Raw genomic sequence first — 18297 nt, forward strand, 5'->3', positions numbered from 1 at the left:
AATGGCTAGCACGGCTGTCACGAACCCCGCAGGCCAAGCCGTCGCGCCTGAGATTCTGGCGCTCGGCGAAGCGATGGTCGAGTTCAACCAGGCGTCGGCCGACCGGCCGGACTATCTGCAAGGGTTCGGCGGCGACACGTCGAACTTCTGTATCGCCGCGTCGCGGCAGGGCGCACGGACCGGTTTCGTGTCGGCGGTCGGCGACGATCACTTCGGGCGTCTGCTGATCGATCTGTGGCAGCGCGAGAATGTGGAGACGTCGTTCGTCGACGTCGACCGTGTCGCGCCCACGGGCGTCTATTTCGTGTCGCATGGGCCGGACGGCCATCAGTTCGACTATCTGCGCGCGGGATCGGCGGCAAGCCGGTATGCGCCGCATGCGCTGCCGCTCGACGCCATCGCGGCAGCAAAAGTGGTTCATCTGTCCGGCATCAGCCTCGCCATCAGTGTGACGGCCTGCGACGCGGCATTTGCCGCGATGTCGCACGCCCGCGCGCATGGCGTGCAAGTCAGCTTCGACACGAATCTGCGTCTGAAACTGTGGCCGCTTGCGCGGGCGCGCGCGGTGATGCTCGAAGCGATCCGTCAGACCGACATCTGCCTGCCCAGTTGGGACGACGTCACGGAATTGACGGGTTTGACCGGCCGCGACGAGATCGTCGATTTTCTGCTGCGCTGCGGGCCGAAAGTGGTTGCGCTCAAGCTCGGCAAGGAAGGCTCGTATATCGCGACGCCGGACGAGCGGCGCGTGGTGCCGGGATTCGCCGTCAACGCGATCGACGCCACCGGCGCGGGCGATTGCTTCGGCGGCGCCTTTATCGCGCGCGTGGTCGCGGGCGACGATCCGTTCACGGCCGCGCGCTACGCGAACGTGACGGCGGCACTGTCCACGCAAGGCTATGGCGCAGTCGCGCCGATTCCCACACGCGCCACCGTCGAGGCGGCGCTGCGCGGCTAGCCGTCCGGCAACGCGCGCAGGCGAATCGTCAGGATTCGTCAAACGCGTGCGTCATGCGCCGCAAACATCTTCGTTCGTGGAACGATCACGCGGCGCAGCGCTCTCAAACGGGCAAGCCGGTTCCCGATCCGGAACCGGGACGCGACCAGAAACACGCACGCGCGCGGCGATCGCGCCACGCGCAGCAGATTCCGAAGTCCATAAACAGAACGAAGGAGCGAGCGATGCAAAGAGACGTGGTGGTGGTGAGCGGTGTGCGCACGGCAATCGGTGATTTCGGTGGCAGCCTGAAAGACTTTTCACCGACCGATCTCGGCGCGCGAGTGGTCCGCGAAGCCCTGTCGCGCGCCAATGTTTCCGGCGACGATGTCGGTCATGTCGTGTTCGGCAACGTGGTGCATACCGAGCCGAAAGACATGTACCTTGCCCGCGTCGCCGCGCTCAATGGCGGCGTTGCGCAACACGCGCCCGCGCTGACCGTCAACCGGCTGTGCGGCTCGGGCTTGCAGGCGATCATTTCGGCAGCGCAAAGCGTATTGCTCGGCGACGCGGATATCGCGATCGGCGGTGGCGCAGAGAATATGAGCCGCGCGCCGTACATCATGCCGGCCGCGCGTTTCGGTCAGCGCATGGGCGACGCGCGCATGATCGACATGATGCTCGGCGCGCTGAACGACCCGTTCCAGACCATCCACATGGGCGTCACCGCCGAAAACGTCGCGAAGCAATACGGCATTGGCCGCGACGCGCAAGATGCGCTGGCGCTCGAATCGCACCGTCGCGCGGCCAGTGCAATCGCCAATGGTTACTTCAACGACCAGATCCTGCCGGTCACGCTCGCGTCGAAGAAGGGCGACACCGTATTCGACACCGACGAACACGTCCGCGCCAATCCCACGCTGGAAGACTTTTCGAAGCTGAAGCCGGTATTCGTCAAGGAAAACGGCACGGTGACGGCAGGCAACGCATCCGGCATCAACGACGCGGCGGCCGCCGTCGTGCTGATGGAGCGCAGCGTCGCGGAAAAGCGCGGCGTGAAACCGCTCGCACGGCTGGTCGCGTATGCGCATGCGGGCGTCGATCCGGCTTACATGGGCATCGGTCCGGTGCCGGCCACCCGCAAGGCGCTCGAACGCGCCGGATTGAAGGTTGCGGACCTCGACGTGATCGAAGCCAACGAAGCCTTCGCGGCGCAGGCATGCGCGGTCAGCCAGGAACTCGGACTCGACCCGGCCAAGGTGAATCCCAACGGTTCCGGCATTTCGCTCGGGCATCCGATCGGCGCTACCGGCGCATTGATTACCGTGAAGGCGCTCTATGAGTTGCAGCGGATCGGCGGACGCTATGCGCTGGTGACGATGTGCATCGGCGGCGGTCAGGGTATCGCGGCGATTTTCGAGCGCATCTGACGATGCGGGTGCGCCGTGCCGTTCATCGGTCGGCGCACGGAATGGACAGGACCAACGAGCAATAAGGAACAGAACGGATGGATGAAGCGGTTGAAACGGTTAAAGCGGTCGAAGCGATTCAAGGCGTCGATGCAATGAACGCGGTGAACGCGGGTGATGCGGCGAATGCGTCCGGCGCGAACTGCGCGAACCACGCATACGGCTCGACGGCGAAGCACGGCGCGATGCGCCGCCATAGCCGGATCGCAGGCGCGGCAGCAAAGCTCGGCATGGCCGCGTGCGTGCTGGCCAGTGCTGCCATGTGGCTGCCCGTCGATGCGCACGCACAAAGCGATGCCGTCAAGGAACTCGCCGCACCGCCGCCGATCCAGCTGCCGCTGAAACCGAGCGCCGAATTCGCGAAGTTTCCGCGTTTCGCCGGCATGCTCGGCACGCGGCAGATCGTGTTGCGGCTCGGCCCCAAGACCGACGATCCGTCCGGCGTGCATGGCGAATATCAGTTCACGGATACCGGCGAAGTGATCCTGATCGCGGGCGACCGCGACGGCACGACGCTCGAAGTCGAAGAGTCGAACGACGGCACGCACATCACCGGAAACTGGGTCGGCAAGTTCGCCGACGATGGCTCGCTGGAAGGCGACCGGATGAACGTCGACGATTCCAACTCGCAGCCGTTCGACTTGCGTCCGCTGGCCGCCGGTCAGCCGGTGCCGCCGCCCGGCGCCGCGCCGGCGAAAACGTCGAAAGCCGCGCCATCGCCGTCGGGCGCACCCGCTTCGCCTGCTACGTCGGCGCAGCCCGCGACGACGGGTCAGGGTCAACCGGTCGGCGGCGTCAGCAATCTGACGACCGGCGACTAGGTTTTTCGGCCTTCGCATGTCGGGCAACGGCTCGACTCCAACCCATTCGAATCATCATCAGCACTTTTTGCCATGACTCAGTCCACTCCGAAACGCAGCTTGCAAACGCGCATCGTCCATCCTGAAGACACGCTCACGCCGGGTTTCAAATCGTTCTCGGTGCCGGTCGAACGGGCGTCGACGGTGATTTTTCCGGATCTCGCGACGATGCGCGCGCTGGTCTGGCACGACGACTCGCAATGGCGCTACGGCCTGCACGCGACGCCGACGTCGCTGGTGCTGGCGCAGCGCCTCGCCGAGATCGAAGGCGGCAATCACGCGTTGCTGCAGCCGTCGGGATTGTCGGCGATCTCGAACGTGTATTTCGGGCTGGTCAAAGCCGGCGACGACGTGCTGATTCCCGACAACGTGTATTCGCCGAACCGCGACCACGGCGACTGGCTCGCGCGCGATTTCGGCTTGCAGGTGCGGTATTACGATCCGATGATCGGTGCCGGTATCGCCGATCTGATCCAGCCCAACACGAAGCTGATCTGGCTCGAAGCGCCGGGTTCGGTGACGATGGAAGTGCCCGACCTGCGCGCAATCACGTCCGTGGCGCGCGCGCGCAACGTGTTGACCGCGATCGACAACACGTGGTCGGCGGGACTGGCATTGAAACCGTTCGAACACGGCATCGACATTTCGGTGCAGGCGTTGACCAAGTATCAGTCGGGCGGCGCCGACGTGTTGATGGGCGCGACCATCACCGCCGACAAGCAGTTGCATATGAAGTTGAAAGCGGCGCGGATGCGGATGGGCATCGGCGTGTCGTCGGACGATTGCTCGCTGGTGTTGCGCAGTCTGCCGAGCATGAAAGTGCGCTTCGAGCAGCACGACCGCAGCGGGCTTGCGCTCGCGCAGTGGCTGAAGACCCGTCCGGAAATCGCGGTGGTGTTGCACCCGGCGATTGCCGACTGTCCGGGCCACGCGTCGTTCAAGCGCGACTTCACCGGCGCGGGCGGGCTGTTTTCGGTGGTGTTCGACGCGCGCTACAGCGCTGCGCAAATCGACACGTTCTGCGAGTCGCTGGCCTTGTTCGCGATCGGCTGGAGTTGGGGTGGCGCGGCGAGCCTCGTGATGCCGTACGACATCGCGTCGATGCGCACGGAAGCGCAATGGCCGCACCGCGGCACGCTGGTGCGCTTCTACGTGGGTCTTGAAGACGAAGCGGATCTGCGCGCGGACATCGAGCAGAGCCTCGCCGCGCTGGCTTGACGATGACACATAGCGCGGGAAACCGCGCGCGAAAATAGCGCGTGTCACGTGCGGAAAATGAAAAAAGGCGGAGCACGATGCTCCGCCTTTTTTTATGCGCGAGCGATATCGCGCGGTGCGTCAGAAGAGGCGCAGCAAACCGTCGAGACCGACGAAATTAAACGCTACCGATGCAGCCTCGCGCACCACCGGTTTTGCGCGGAACGCGACCGACAGACCGGCTTCGGCCATCATCTTGAGGTCGTTCGAACCGTCGCCCATCGCGATAGCGCGATGCGGTTCGATGCCGAGTTCGGCGCAGGTTTCGCGCAGCGTGCGGGCTTTGACGTCGGCGTTGACGATCTCGCCGAGCACGCGTCCGGTCAGCTTGCCGTCGATGATTTCGAGGGTGTTGGCGCGCGTGAAATCGAGGCCGAGGCGGGCCTTGAGTTTTTCGGTGAAGAAGTTGAAACCGCCGGACACCAGCAGCGTCTTGAGGCCGGCCGCTTTCGCGCCCGCGAGCATCTTCTCCGCGCCCGGCGACAATTGCAGACGCTCTTCGTAGACGCGTTCGAGCGCGCTGGCATCGAGGCCCTTGAGCAGCGCGACGCGGCGCGTGAGGCTTTCGTTGAAGTCTTTGATTTCACCGCGCATCGACGCTTCGGTGATGGCCGCGACCTCGGCTTTGAGGCCGCAGAAGTCTGCGATTTCGTCGATGCATTCGATGGTGATCAGCGTCGAGTCCATATCCATCGCGACGAGGCCGAAGTCGGCGAGCGCGCGGTCCGGTGCGACGAATGCGTAGTCGAGCTGATGCGTGCCGCAGTAGACGTCGAGGTCGGCGCGCTGCGCGGGCGCCGCGTCGGCGATGCGGATCGCATGCGGGTCGATCTGGCTGAGGCTCGCGCCGCGTGCGAGCGCGAGGAGCGCGGTGTGATGGTCGGCGGACAGCGGGGCGAGGCTTTGGATGACGAGGTTCATGTCGACGGTGGAAGTGACGCGAGTCAGGCGCGGCGAGGCGCGGGATGCCGGTATTGTAGCCGGGCGAGGCGTACGCGCCGGTCTTTTGGCGGGGCCAGCATGTTAGAGTCACGCCTCTCGACGCAGACTCCAGCGGACACTGATATGGACCAATTTAAGCGTATTCCCGAAGCCGATCTTTTCTCGAATCTTGCTATGTACGAGCCGTTTTCGGACAGCACCAAAGATTTGAGCCCGGCGGCATTTCCGGGGCGGAACGTCTACATCGTGACGGATCAGCAGGTGCCCGCCGAAACCGTCGCCCGGCTAGGCGCGACGGTCCTCCCGTCGCTTGACGGATTGACTGACGACCAGATTGCGCGCGCGCTGGTGTACGTTTACTTCGGCTGCGATTCCGATGCCGTCGCCAGCTTGCGACGCCTGAAGGCAGCAGGCGGAACCTACGTTCCGCAACTCAATTTCATGAAAACCGAGTATCGGTTCGTGAATCGCAAGGCGAACGACGCCCTTCGCGCGACGTGGTCGAAGTCCGATCGCGTTTCTCATCTGTTGATGCCGATTCACGAAAACATCTGCGAAGCGATCGAGATCACGTCCCATCTGGGCGGCGATTACGTCGAAATCGGCGTGTTCCGCGGTGGTTCGGCATTGACCGCGCTGAATTACCTCGAACAACAGCAACATACGGCGGGCGCGACGCGTCGCAAAGCATGGCTGCTGGATACGTTCGAAGGCTTCAACTACGAAGAGGCGCGCACGAGTTCGGATGCGCTGTGGTCGGATACGCACAAGCTCTACGGCCGCGACGCAACGATGGCGCACATTCGCGAGACGCTGTCGCACATCACCGTGCCGTTCGAGATGGTGGCCGGCAATATCTGCGCGGATGAACTTCCGGCGGAGATCACGCGTATTTCGGTGGCGAACATCGATGTGGACATGTACGAGCCCACGCTGGCCGCTTACCGGAAGGTGGCGGATCTGATCGAAGTGGGCGGGCTGATCATCGCGGAAGATCCCGCTTCGACGCCCGGTTTGTACGGCGCACTGCTGGCGATGGAAGAGTTTCTGGAGTCGGAGCAGGGCAAACGGTTCTACAAAGTGTTCAAGGGAAGCCAGTATTTCCTGATCAAGATGCGCTAAGCGTTCGAGCTTCGAACAGGAAAGCCGCCCATTGGGCGGTTTTTTTTGCGGCGCCCGGTCGGGACGTTGTGCGACGCAGCCATGCGGTTTTTGCTTAGGCACACAACCTGCTGCACCTCAACCCCATACCCGAGCCCTTTCAGGAGCCGCCATGCCACACATGATCTGGAAGGGCGCGATCAGCTTCGGCCTTGTCCACGTGCCGGTGCAACTCTACCCGGCGACGCAGTCGGAAAAAGTCGGTTTCAATCTGCTCGATAAACGCACCGTCGATCCGGTCGGCTACAAGCAGATCAACAAACGCACCGGCAAGGACGTCACCCGCGACAACATCGTGCGGGGCTTCGAATACGAAAAAGGCAAATACGTCGTGATGTCCGATGACGAAATCCGCGCGGCGAATCCGGAATCCACGCAAACGGTGGATATTCTCGCGTTCGTCGACGCGCCTGAAATTTCGTTTCTCTACCTCGACACGCCATACTTCCTCGCACCCGACCGCAAAGGCGAAAAGGTCTACGCGTTGCTGCGCGACGCGCTTAAATCGTCAGGCAAAATCGGCGTCGCGAACGTGGTGCTGCATAACAAACAACATCTCGCCGCGCTGGTCGCGGTCGGACCGGTGCTCGCGCTCAATACGCTGCGATGGGCGGCCGAGGTGCGCGATGTCGACGAACTCAAGCTGCCGCCGGAAGATCCGAAAAAGGCCGGCGTCAACGCACGCGAACTCGATATGGCTAAAAAGCTGATCGACGATATGAGCGACACCTGGAACCCCGCCGACTATCACGACACGTTCCGCGACGACATCATGGCGCTCGTCGATCGCAAGATTCGCGAGGGCAAAACCGAGGAAGTTGATGCGATCGAAGCGCCGCACGAATCGCGGCAATCGGCAGATATTCTCGATCTCTCCGAACTGCTCAAGCGCAGTCTCGGTCGCGGCAAGGAAAAGTCGGGTACGAAGGCGCGCGGTGCGGCGAAATCGTCCGCTGACGACGCGAACGGCGATGACGACGACTCAGAAGACGCAGCCTCGCCGGCCGCAACAAAACCGCGTCGCAAATCCTCCACGGCTACCGCGAGATCGCGCAGCGGCACCTCGGCCAAACCGGCCGGCAGCTCCGCGGGTGCATCGCGCGGCGCGAGCCGTGCGGCGACGAGTAAGGAACCGGCAACCCGCAAACGTCGCGCGGCGGCCTGAGGTGCATCGCCATGACCGATCGTCTCGAAACCTATCATCGCAAACGACGCTTCGAAGAGACGCCCGAGCCGTCCGGCAAGGCTGCGCGCAAGGTCAGGGCGTCCAGCGTGTCGAAGACCGCGAGGGCGGCCCGCCACGCGCTGTCATACGTGATTCAGGAGCACGACGCGCGGCGTCTGCACTATGACTTCCGGCTCGAACTCGATGGCACGCTGCTGTCGTGGGCGGTACCGAAAGGCCCGAGCCTCGATCCGTCGGTGAAGCGGCTTGCGGTGCATGTCGAAGATCATCCGCTCGACTACGGTTCGTTCGAAGGCGAGATTCCCGAAGGCAATTACGGCGCGGGCACGGTGATCGTCTGGGATCGCGGCACGTGGCAGCCACTGGACGGCGCCGCGCACGCGCGGGCCGCGTACGAGGCAGGCAAGCTCAAATTCACGCTCGACGGCGACAAGCTCCATGGCGGCTGGACGCTCGTGCGCAGTCACATGCGCGGCAGCGGCGACAAGGAACAGTGGCTGCTGATCAAGGAACGCGACGACGACGCCCGCAGCGAAAGCGATTTCGACGTAGTGCAGGCGCTGCCGGGCAGCGTGCTCAGCGACGCTCCCGGCGCGACGGCAAAAGCCGACGGCGCTTCGAAGCCGGCTGCATCGAAGCCGGCTGCTGCGAAAAAAGCCGCATCGAAGCCGGCCGCTACGAAAAAGCCGGCGGCGAAAAAAACCACTTCGAAGAAGTCACGCGGTAAGTCGGCGCAAGCCGACCCCCACGCGACCGACATCGTCGCCAGTCGCAACACCGAATCGCTGCTGGCGCTCGCCGCCGAGCCTGCGATCGAAGGCGCGCTCAACGCGCGTCTGCCCGCGACGCTGAAGCCGCAACTCGCGACGCTGGTCGATAGCGCACCGCCCGGCGACGACTGGCTGTACGAGATCAAGTTCGACGGCTATCGCGTGCTCGCGCGGATCGATCGTTCGTCGAAAAAACAGCCGGTGCAAATGTTCACGCGCGCCGGAAATGACTGGACCTCGAAATTCACGAAGCAGATCGACGCGTTGAACCACCTCGATCTGCAAAGCGCATGGCTCGACGGCGAGGCGGTCGTGCTCGACCGCAACGGCATGCCGGATTTCCAGGCGCTGCAAAACGCGTTCGACGCGCATCGTCCGCAAGACATCGTCGTGTATCTGTTCGATCTGCCGTTCCTGAACGGCTACGACTTGCGCGGCGTGCCGCTGGTGCAGCGTCGGGCGCTGTTGCGGGCGTTGCTGGACGGCGTCGACGATCACACGCTGCGGTTCTCCGACGACTTCGGTTTTGCCGCCGACGATCTGCTGAAAAGCGCCTGCGATATGGCGCTCGAAGGCATTATCGGCAAGCGTCGCGACAGCCTGTACACGTCGAGCCGCGCCGCTACGTGGATCAAGCTGAAATGCCGACGCCGCCAGGAATTCGTGATCGGCGGTTACACGGAACCGGCAGGATCGCGAGCGGAATTCGGTGCGTTGCTGCTCGGTGTCTACGACGACGAAGGCGCGCTGCAATACGCGGGCCGGGTCGGCACGGGCTTCGACGCGGCGCTGCTGCGCGCGGTCAGGAAGGAACTCGACGCACGTGAAACGACGCGGATGCCGTTTGCGTCCGCACCGCGCGAACGCAGTCGCACGCCGGTTCATTGGGTCAAGCCCACGCTCGTATGCGAATGCAATTTCGCCGAATGGACCGACGAGCGGATCGTGCGTCAGGCGTCGTTTGTCGCGTTGCGGCACGATAAACCGGCGCGTCAGATCGTCAGGGAAGCGCCGCAGGGAGGAGACCACGTGGAGCACGACGCAACCGTATCGACCCGGACGGCGAAGCAGCGCGCGGGTAATGCCGGCGCGGGCAAAACTGCTGCCGCCAAAACTGCCGCCGCCAAAACGACGTCCGCTAAAACCGCCGCAAAAGCCTCAACCGCTTCAGCGACGCCGACCATCGCCGGGGTGCGCATCTCGCATCCGGATCGGGTGATCGATAAACAGTCTGGGACGCGCAAGATCGATCTCGTCGAGTATTACGCATCGGTTGCTGGCTGGATGTTGCCGCATCTGAAAGCGCGGCCTGTGTCGCTCGTGCGCGCGCCCGACGATATCGGCGGCGAGCTGTTTTTCCAGAAGCACAGTCAGAAACTGTCGATTCCGAACGTCGGCCAGCATCCTGGACTCGATCCCGGCCATCCGCCGCTGATCACCATCGACACCGAAGCGGCGCTGGTCGGCGCGGCGCAAATGGGCTCGATCGAGTTGCATACGTGGAACGCGGTCGTGTCGAATATCGAGAAGCCGGATCGCGTCGTGTTCGATCTCGATCCGGACCCATCGCTCGGCTGGCAACGGATGATCGAAGCCGCGTTGCTGACGCGCGAACTGCTCGACGAACTCGGGCTTGCATCGTTTTGCAAGACGAGCGGCGGCAAAGGGTTCCACGTCGTCGTGCCGCTCGCGAAACAGGCTGGCTGGGACGACGTGAAGGCGTTCTCGCAGGCAATCGCGCAGCATATGGCCACGACCTTGCCGAAGCTGTTCAGCGCGAAGATGGGCGCGCAAAACCGCAAGGGCAAGATCTTTGTCGACTATCTGCGCAACAACCGCGGATCGAGCACGGTGGCTGCGTTTTCGGTACGGGCTCGGCCGGGTTTGGGCGTGTCGGTGCCGCTCGGGTGGGATGAGGTCGCCGACACCACGTCCGGCGATCAATGGACCCTCGAAAACCTGCACGAAAGGCTCGACGCACTGCACGACGATCCGTGGAAAGACTATTGGACGACGCGTCAACGGATCACCGCCGCGATGAAAAAGCGGCTCGACACAGCGGCGGACACGTGATCCGCATCGAACGTGATGCAAGCGCCGCCGCGCCGGACAAACCGATCACTTTTCAGCAAAGGAGCACGCGATGAAAGCGACACCACAGGTATCGACCCGCGACGGCAAACAGCAGTCGCCGGATAAAACGGAGGATACGGCGTCGGGTCATCAACCCGGCTCGTTTAGCGACGAAGCCGCGCCGCTGCCGCACGAAACCGATCAGACGCCCGGCTCGCAGCACGAACAGGCGCCGCGCGGTGTCGGCAAGCAGGCGCACGAGGACATCCAGAAAGGGCTTCAGGATACCGACCGGCGCGGCGGCGACGACTATCAGGAACGCACGCAGAACGACACGCACGCGAACGCCAATTCGGGCGGCAAACGCTGATTCGAGCGCGGCGGGTTGCGGCGGTGATGCGCTGGAGCGCTAAAGTGCTTACAGCTTCGAAGCGGACGGCGGTTCGGCATCCCAATACGGCGGATCGCCGAAATGCGCGGTCAGAAAGTCGATGAACGCGATCGTCCTCGGCGGCACGAACGCGCGGCTCGGATAGACCGCCCAGATCGCGACCGTTTCGCCGAGCGGATAACTGTCGAGCACGCGGATCAGTTCGCCGCTGCGCAAATAGGACGCAACATCCCACGTCGATTTCAGCGCAATGCCGAAACCGGCCAGCAGCGCATCGCGGATCACTTCGCCGTTGTCCGTCACGAGCCGGCCGTTGACGCGCACGTTCAGCGGTCCGGCCGGGGTGTCGAACGCCCAGTCGCGCTGATCGGCGAGGATGATGCATTCGTGTTGCGCCAGATCCGACGGATGATGCGGCGTGCCGCGCGCGGCCAGATACGCGGGCGAGCAGCAGATCACGCGCTGGTTCGACGCGAGCCGTCGCGCGATCAGCGACGAATCTTTGAGCGCGCCCAGCCGGATGGCGACGTCGATACCTGCATCGACCAGATCGACGAGCTGGTCGGTCAGCCGCAAATCCACGCTTACGCCCGGATAGCGGCGCAAAAAGGCCGGGATCACCGGCGACACATGCTGCCGTCCAAACGACGACGGCATCGTCACCCGCAGCCGGCCTTGCGGCTCCGCATGCGCATGACCGACGCTCGCGCGCGCGGCGGCGGCCGCGTCGAGCAGCGTCCCGGCACGCGCCATGAATACCTCGCCGTCCTGTGTGAGGCTGATGCGCCGGGTCGTCCGATGCAATAGCCGTGCGCCCAGCAGCTTTTCGAGTTGTGCGATCCGCGCGCTGGCGACCGCCGCCGACAACCCGAATTCGCGTCCCGCCGCCGATACATTGCCGAGCAACGCCGCGCGCACGAACAGCGACACGTCGAGCAGGTCGAGACGGTCGCGCGCGGGATGGGCGGCGATAGCTTGCGGCGGAGAATCGGAATAAGCGGCCATTCTTCGGATAATCAAGAAAATGTTTCAGTGATTATGCCGCTTTTCAGAAGAGACGCCTGAACCTACGATTCCACCATACGATCGAAACCGGTCATGCATCAAACCCGAAATCAATCCTGAAACCAAACCGAATCCAACTGGAGCTGCCATGAAAGCCGTTGCCTTGCACCGTTATCTCCCCATCGACAACCCCGAATCGCTGATCGACGTCGATCTGCCGACGCCCGAAGCCACCGGCCGCGATCTGCTCGTCAAGGTCGAAGCGATCTCGGTGAATCCGGTGGACACGAAAGTGCGCGCGCCCAAAGACACCGTCGAGAAAAATCCGCGCGTGCTGGGGTGGGACGCGGCGGGAACGGTCGTCGCGGTCGGGCCGGACGTTACGCTGTTCAAGGTCGGCGATCCGGTGTTCTACGCGGGCAGCATCACCCGTCCGGGCGCGAACAGCGAGTTTCATCTGGTCGATGAACGGATCGTCGGACGCAAACCGGCGTCGCTCGACTTCACGCATGCCGCAGCGTTGCCGTTGACCGCGATTACCGCATGGGAAGCGCTGTTCGACCGGCTTGGCGTATCGCCGCAGGGCGAGCACGCGGGTCGCTCGGTGCTGATCGTCGGCGGTGCGGGCGGCGTCGGTTCGATCGGTATTCAACTGGCCACGCAACTGGCGAAGCTGAAGGTGATCGCGACCGCGTCGCGGCCGGAATCGGCAAAATGGGCGACTGAACTCGGCGCGGATCACATCGTCGATCACTTCGGCGACATCCCGGCGCAGTTGAAACAGATCGGTGTCGATCAGGTGGACTACGTGCTGATCTTCAACGATACGGACCGGCATTTCCCGGCGGCCGCGGCAGCGATCGCGCCGCAAGGCAGCATCTGCTCGATCGTCGAGAACGACAAGCCGGTGCCCGTCGAACTGCTGAAAGCGAAGAGCGCGGCCTTTCACTGGGAGTTCATGTTCACGCGTTCGATGTTCGGGACGCCGGACATGATCGAGCAGCACAAACTGCTGACGGAAATCGCGCGGCTGGTCGATGCAGGCACGTTGCGCACGACGCTCGGCGAGGACCTCGGCAAGATCGACGCGGCGAACCTGCGTCGTGCACATCAGTTGCTGGAGCAGGGACGCGCGATCGGCAAGCTGGTGCTGACGGGATTCTGAGCGGTTAAGGCCACGGAAACGACAAAGACGACCAGGACGACAACAACGGTAAGCGCCGGATGCCGCAGTGAAGCGACATCCTTGCGGGTTACTCCCGACTCGAATGGAGCACGCACGCGGCGTCCCGTCGTTATAGACTGACAGGGCATCATGCAGGCATAGCTGCGCGCCCGGCCGGTCGTTCGTGCGGGACCTCGCGATGAATCGCCATCCGTTATCCGGCGTCGCGACGCGCAGCGGGACAACAATGGAGGCACCGTATGCGCCGCTGTATCGAACTCTCCGCTGTTCTGACTGCCGTTCCGCTCGCTGTTGCGTGTCTGGTCGTATCGCCCGGCACGCGGGCCGCGACGCCCATCACGATGACCTCGCAAGCCGCGCTCGACGGCCCCATCAAGTACACCGTCAAGGTCACGTCGAAACAGTTCGGTAATTCTCAGGAAACGCGCACGATCCGCTCCGGCGAATCGGACGACTTTACGTGGAAAACCGTACCGCCCGGCGGTCCGGTCGCGGCAACCGATCAATGTCCGAATTACGCGTCGCTGCCGATCGACAGCAACGGCGCGATGATCCGCCAGACGCAGATCCGTTTCGCGCCGGTCGTGAACGGCGACGGCATGGCGACTGTGCAGATGAACTTCCAGGCGCAGATGCCGCACGGCAGCAAAGACGTCACGGCAGCCGGCAAAACCATCAAGTGTCCCAACGATGTCACCGTTAGTCAGATCGTGCGCTTTACGATGCCGACCAACGGCGGCTCGAAAACCGTCACGCTCAACGATGGCACGCAGGTGATGGTCACGGCGAAACGTTGAACGCCAGGCACTCGACGCGCGGTGACGCGTGGCAACGCGCGTCAGCCGTGCGCGGTTTTTCTTGCGCTCCGTTCGACCAGTCGTGACGACAGAAAACGATGTTCCGGCGAGAACAGTCGCCGGTACGTCAGCAGCACGGCGCCGACCGTGCCGAGTGCCGACGATGCCGCGATCAGGAACATGATCACGATCTGATAGCGGACCGCCTGCAACGGCGACTGACCGGCCAGCACCTGACCCGTCATCATGCCGGGCAAGCTGACGACGCCGACCACCGCCATCTGGTTCAACGTCGGAATCATGCCCGCGCGCACCGCCTGGCGCGCCGGTCCCTGCGCGGCTTCCCAACGCGTCGCGCCGAGCGCGAGCGCCATCTCGACGCGGTCGCGCCGCGCGGTCAGCTCTTCGGTCATCCGTTCGATGCCGAGCGACACGCCCGTCAGCGTATTGCCGAGAATCATCCCGAGAATCGGAATCGCGTATTGCGGTTCGTACCACGGATGAATCCGGATCACGACGAACAGTCCGACCGACGCCACCAGCCACGAACTGACCCAGATCGACACCACGCTATCGACGCGCTGCCCGGCGTACGTGCGACTGCCGCGCTGCGCGCCCGCGAAACCGGCGATCAGCGTCATCACGATCATCAGTGGCAACACCACGAACCAGTGCGAATACTGAAACACCCAGCCGAGCACGTAACCGATCGCCAGCAATTGCACGACGGTGCGCACCGCCGCCCACGCCAGCTTGCGTTCGAGATCGAGCTTCAACGCAACCGACACCGCGCCGTTCACGACGATCAGCAGCGCCGCAATCGCAACGTCCCACAGGCTCAGATTCTGCAGACTCATCGTGAGTCTCCGGTGACGGGGCGGGTTGACGGTGCGTTCGCGACGGCTGGCGTCGCAAGCCCGCCCGTAGGCTCGACCGATGCCGATAGCGCTGGTTCCGAAACCTCTCCGGCCAGCATCGTCAGATGGCGCGCGCTCATCCGTTGCGCCTGCGCGGGATCGTGCGACACCCACATCGACGCGCGTGCGTGCGAGGCGTCGGTATCGTCGTTGCCATTGGTGAACCACGCGCGCACCAGAGCTTCGATCGCTTGCGACGACGCCGGATCGAGCGAGGCGGTCGGTTCGTCGAGCAGCAGCACGCGCGGATCGAGTTGCAACACGCGGATCAGCGCGACGATCTGCGCCTCGCCGCCTGACAGATCCGACGCGTATTGATCGAGGAAATCGGGGCCGCGTCCTGCCTGCGTCGCCAGCGATGCGGCGCGTGCGCGATCGAAGCGGATGTCGGCATAGGTCGCGAGGGAAAACGGGTAGCGCAGATTGTCTTCGACCGTACCGTCGATCAATGCGGGCCGCTGGCGGAGGTACGCGACATGACGGCGATAAGCCGGAATGACCTGACGCCCGGGCCGGTTGCCGCACCACAGGATCTCGCCGCCGTCGAGCGGATCGAGCAGCGCGAGCGCGCGCAGAAATACGCTCTTACCGGAACCGGACGGCCCCGTGACGGAGACGGAATCGCCCGCATGCAACACGAACGATGCGGGCTGGAGCAGCACGTGACCGCGTAGCGGATCGCGTCGCGTGATGTGCCGGGCCTCGACCAGCGACGCGCTCGAAACTGTTGTCATGGAAGCGGATGAAGGAGGAAGTCGGGGGAACTCGCGGATTGGACCGCCATCATACGATGCAGCCGGTCAGTGGGCGGGCATACAAACTGCTGCGCAGTGCGCAACGGAAAAAGGGAGCTACGCGATCATGGCAGGGACGAGCACAGTCGCTAGAAGGATTGGAAAAATCGTTGCATGGCTCGTGGCAGTCATCGTCATTCTGATTGTGGCCCTTGCGGTTTTTATTTATACCTTCGACTGGAATCGGGCGCGCCCGTGGGTCAACGACAAGGTCAGCCAGGCGATCGGCAGGCAGTTCGCGATTACCGGCGATCTGAAAGTGGGCTGGCGGCATCCGGTGGGCGAAACGGGCTGGAAATCGTGGGTGCCGTGGCCGCGTTTCTCGGCGGCGAATATCGTCGTCGCCAATCCCGACTGGACCAAACGTCCGCACTTCGCGACCCTCGACGAAATCGATTTTCAGGTCGAGGTCTTGCCGTTGCTCGCGCACGATATCGTGATTCCCGCGATCAACCTGGTCAACCCGTCGGTAGATCTGGAAAAGACCCTCGACGATCGCAACAACTGGACCTTCAAGATGCAGTCGTCATCGACACCTTCCGAATGGAAGCTGACCTTGCACGACATCCAGTTCGCCAAAGGATACGTTGCCTACACTGATGCGAAGCTTAAGACCAATATGGAAGGCTCGATCGACACGCTCGGTCAGCCGATCCCGATCGGCGAGGTGATGAAGCAGCAGGAGGCGGCGTCGCGGAGCGCGTCGGCGGAGATGGTCGGCAAGGCCGGTGCGAGCCGGCTCGGCAAACAGGCCGATGCGATTGCGGCATCGGAAGCGGCGGCGGCATCGGAAGCGTCGGGCGCGTCGGCGGTATCGAGCGCGACGGCGGCATCGACGGTCGCACCGGCCGAAGCCGCATCAGGCGCGGCCAAAGGCCAGACCGACGCAGCGGCGTCGCAGACGCCGGCCAATCTGCCGTCCACGGGCGCGGGCGCGAAGCAGCCCATTCCGCCTTACGCGCTGGGATGGACCATCAAGGGCACGTACAACAACACGCCGGTGTCGGGCAGCGGCAAGGTCGGCGGTTTGCTGGCCGTGCAGGATTCGTCGCGACCGTTTCCGGTTCAGGCCGACGTGAAGGCCGGCGATCTGCGGGTGGGTCTGGTCGGCACGATTACCGATCCCGCGCATCTGGCTGCGGTCGATTTACGGCTGTGGTTGCAGGGGGTCAGTCTTGCGCGCTTGTATCCGTTGACGGGCGTGACCTTGCCCGACACGCCGCCGTACGCGACCGAGGGTCATCTGGTCGGCCAGTTCCGTCAGGGCGGCAATGTTTTCAAGTATGAAAATTTTACAGGCCGGGTCGGCGGCAGCGACCTGAACGGCTCGTTGACGTATGTGGCCCGGCAGCCGCGTCCGTTGTTGCAGGGCGAACTGGTGTCGAACGTATTGCGCTTCGCCGATCTTGCGCCGATCGTCGGCGCGGATTCGAACGCGAGCAAGGCGAAGCGCGGCGATGCGACGAAGCAGCCGTCGAGCAAGCTATTGCCGACCGAGGAATTCCGCACCGACCGCTGGAAGGCGATCGACGCCGACGTGAAGTTCACGGGCAAGCAGATCGTGAAGGATCCGGCGTTGCCGATCACGAATCTGTACACGCACGTGGTGATGACCGACGGCGTGTTGTCGCTGACGCCGCTCAATTTTGGCGTGGCGGGCGGGACGTTATCGAACGAGATCCATCTGGACGGCAGCGCGACACCGTTAAAGGGGCGCTTCTCGACATCCGCTCGGCATCTGAAGCTCAAGCAGTTGTTCCCGACCTTCAAGACGATGCAGTCGGCGTTGGGCGAGGTCAATGGCGACGCCGCGTTGTCGGCGACCGGCAATTCGCCGGCAGCGCTGGCGGCGACATCGAACGGCGAGGTGAAGGCATTGGTGACGCAAGGCGAGGTGAGCCGTCTGATCATGGAAGCCGCGGGCTTGAACGTGGCGAACGTCGTGTACGAGAAGTTGTTCGGCAAGCGTGACGTGAAGATCAACTGTGCAGCAGCGGATTTCGTGGCGACCAATGGCGTGCTGGATTCACGCGTGTTCGCGCTGGATACCGACGATGCGGTGATCAATATCGACGGCAACGTGAACCTGCGCGACGAGACGATGAATCTCGGGATTCATCCGCATACGAAGGGATTCCGGATTTTCTCGTTGCGCTCGCCGTTGTATGTGAAGGGGACGTTCAAGGATCCGCATGTGGGCGTCGATGCGGCTGCGTTGGCGTTGCGGGGTGGGGCGATGGTGGGGTTGGGGTTGATCAATCCGTTTGCCGCGTTGATTCCGTTGATTGCGCCGAGCAACAACCAGCCTTTGCCGTGTGCGGAGTTGCTGGCAGCGGAGCGGGCGCGGCCGACAGCGCCGCCGCCTGGGGTTCGGCAGAAGGCTAAAGGGCCGGTTTTGCCTGATGGGGTGGGGGCTTCTTCGCCTGCGGCGGGGAAGGGTGGGGCGTCGGGTTCGCCTGTTTCGCCTGTTTCGCCTGAGAAGGCGGCGGAATATAAGGGGAGTTGAGGGTTGGGGTTGGTTGTGGGTTGGGTTCGGTTTGGTTGTCCCGGTT

At 63.6% G+C, this 18297-nt stretch carries 15 protein-coding genes; 11 read left to right on the forward strand and 4 right to left on the reverse strand.

Features of this window, described 5'->3' with window-relative positions:
• Window position 1 precedes the first annotated feature (1 nt).
• The 4 genes from PW947_RS27625 to PW947_RS27640 all read left to right on the forward strand — a co-directional run bounded on the left by PW947_RS27625 (window position 2) and on the right by PW947_RS27640 (window position 4484).
• Complete coding sequence (locus PW947_RS27625; RefSeq protein ID WP_299635540.1) at window positions 2-958, forward strand: sugar kinase; 957 nt, start codon at window positions 2-4, stop codon at window positions 956-958.
• Window positions 959-1182: 224 nt separating this feature from the next.
• Entirely contained in the window at window positions 1183-2367 is a 1185-nt protein-coding gene (gene bktB / locus PW947_RS27630; protein WP_299635541.1) for a beta-ketothiolase BktB, read from the forward strand.
• Window positions 2368-2636: 269 nt separating this feature from the next.
• The gene (locus tag PW947_RS27635; protein ID WP_299636053.1) at window positions 2637-3227 is read left to right on the forward strand and encodes a hypothetical protein; all 591 of its coding nucleotides are present in this window, start codon (window positions 2637-2639) and stop codon (window positions 3225-3227) included.
• Between the two features lie 72 nt (window positions 3228-3299).
• A complete protein-coding gene (locus tag PW947_RS27640; protein WP_299635542.1) occupies window positions 3300-4484 on the forward strand; it encodes a cystathionine beta-lyase in 1185 nt (394 codons plus the stop codon).
• Between the two features lie 120 nt (window positions 4485-4604).
• On the opposite strand, the gene serB is transcribed toward PW947_RS27640, so the two are convergent.
• The gene (serB, locus tag PW947_RS27645; RefSeq protein WP_299635543.1) at window positions 4605-5444 is read right to left on the reverse strand and encodes a phosphoserine phosphatase SerB; all 840 of its coding nucleotides are present in this window, start codon (window positions 5442-5444) and stop codon (window positions 4605-4607) included.
• A 144-nt stretch (window positions 5445-5588) separates the two neighbouring features.
• Here serB and PW947_RS27650 point away from each other — a divergent pair, with 144 nt between their 5' ends.
• The 4 genes from PW947_RS27650 to PW947_RS27665 all read left to right on the forward strand — a co-directional run bounded on the left by PW947_RS27650 (window position 5589) and on the right by PW947_RS27665 (window position 11025).
• On the forward strand, window positions 5589-6587 hold the full coding sequence (locus PW947_RS27650; protein ID WP_299635544.1) for a TylF/MycF/NovP-related O-methyltransferase: 999 nt from the start codon (window positions 5589-5591) through the stop codon (window positions 6585-6587).
• Between the two features lie 151 nt (window positions 6588-6738).
• Window positions 6739-7791, forward strand: coding sequence for a Ku protein (locus tag PW947_RS27655; RefSeq protein ID WP_299635545.1), 1053 nt, complete (start codon window positions 6739-6741; stop codon window positions 7789-7791).
• Window positions 7792-7802: 11 nt separating this feature from the next.
• Window positions 7803-10655: a DNA ligase D gene (gene ligD / locus PW947_RS27660; RefSeq protein ID WP_299635546.1), complete on the forward strand. Its 2853-nt coding sequence runs from the start codon at window positions 7803-7805 to the stop codon at window positions 10653-10655.
• A 70-nt stretch (window positions 10656-10725) separates the two neighbouring features.
• On the forward strand, window positions 10726-11025 hold the full coding sequence (locus PW947_RS27665) for a hypothetical protein (RefSeq protein ID WP_299635547.1): 300 nt from the start codon (window positions 10726-10728) through the stop codon (window positions 11023-11025).
• A 48-nt stretch (window positions 11026-11073) separates the two neighbouring features.
• Here PW947_RS27665 and PW947_RS27670 read toward each other — a convergent pair whose 3' ends face one another.
• Entirely contained in the window at window positions 11074-12051 is a 978-nt protein-coding gene (locus tag PW947_RS27670) for a LysR family transcriptional regulator (RefSeq protein ID WP_299635548.1), read from the reverse strand.
• Window positions 12052-12199: 148 nt separating this feature from the next.
• Here PW947_RS27670 and PW947_RS27675 point away from each other — a divergent pair, with 148 nt between their 5' ends.
• Together PW947_RS27675 and PW947_RS27680 are read left to right on the forward strand one after the other, a co-directional pair.
• Window positions 12200-13216, forward strand: coding sequence for a zinc-binding alcohol dehydrogenase family protein (locus PW947_RS27675; protein WP_299635549.1), 1017 nt, complete (start codon window positions 12200-12202; stop codon window positions 13214-13216).
• Between the two features lie 260 nt (window positions 13217-13476).
• Window positions 13477-14034 (forward strand): DUF6013 family protein, encoded by a 558-nt coding sequence (locus tag PW947_RS27680; RefSeq protein ID WP_299635550.1) that lies wholly within the window; start codon window positions 13477-13479, stop codon window positions 14032-14034.
• Between the two features lie 41 nt (window positions 14035-14075).
• Here the strand turns inward: PW947_RS27680 and fetB are convergent, their stop codons facing one another.
• Both fetB and PW947_RS27690 read right to left on the reverse strand, forming a co-directional pair.
• Complete coding sequence (gene fetB, locus PW947_RS27685) at window positions 14076-14891, reverse strand: iron export ABC transporter permease subunit FetB (RefSeq protein WP_299635551.1); 816 nt, start codon at window positions 14889-14891, stop codon at window positions 14076-14078.
• Complete coding sequence (locus tag PW947_RS27690; RefSeq protein WP_299635552.1) at window positions 14888-15685, reverse strand: ATP-binding cassette domain-containing protein; 798 nt, start codon at window positions 15683-15685, stop codon at window positions 14888-14890. The genes fetB and PW947_RS27690 overlap by 4 nt, the downstream gene beginning before the upstream one ends.
• Window positions 15686-15812: 127 nt before the next feature.
• Here PW947_RS27690 and PW947_RS27695 point away from each other — a divergent pair, with 127 nt between their 5' ends.
• A complete protein-coding gene (locus tag PW947_RS27695; RefSeq protein WP_299635553.1) occupies window positions 15813-18251 on the forward strand; it encodes an AsmA family protein in 2439 nt (812 codons plus the stop codon).
• The last annotated feature ends 46 nt before the right edge of the window (window positions 18252-18297 follow it).

The sequence above is a fragment of the Paraburkholderia sp. genome (assembly GCF_028283785.1).
In the GTDB taxonomy this organism is placed as follows: Bacteria; Pseudomonadota; Gammaproteobacteria; order Burkholderiales; family Burkholderiaceae; genus Paraburkholderia.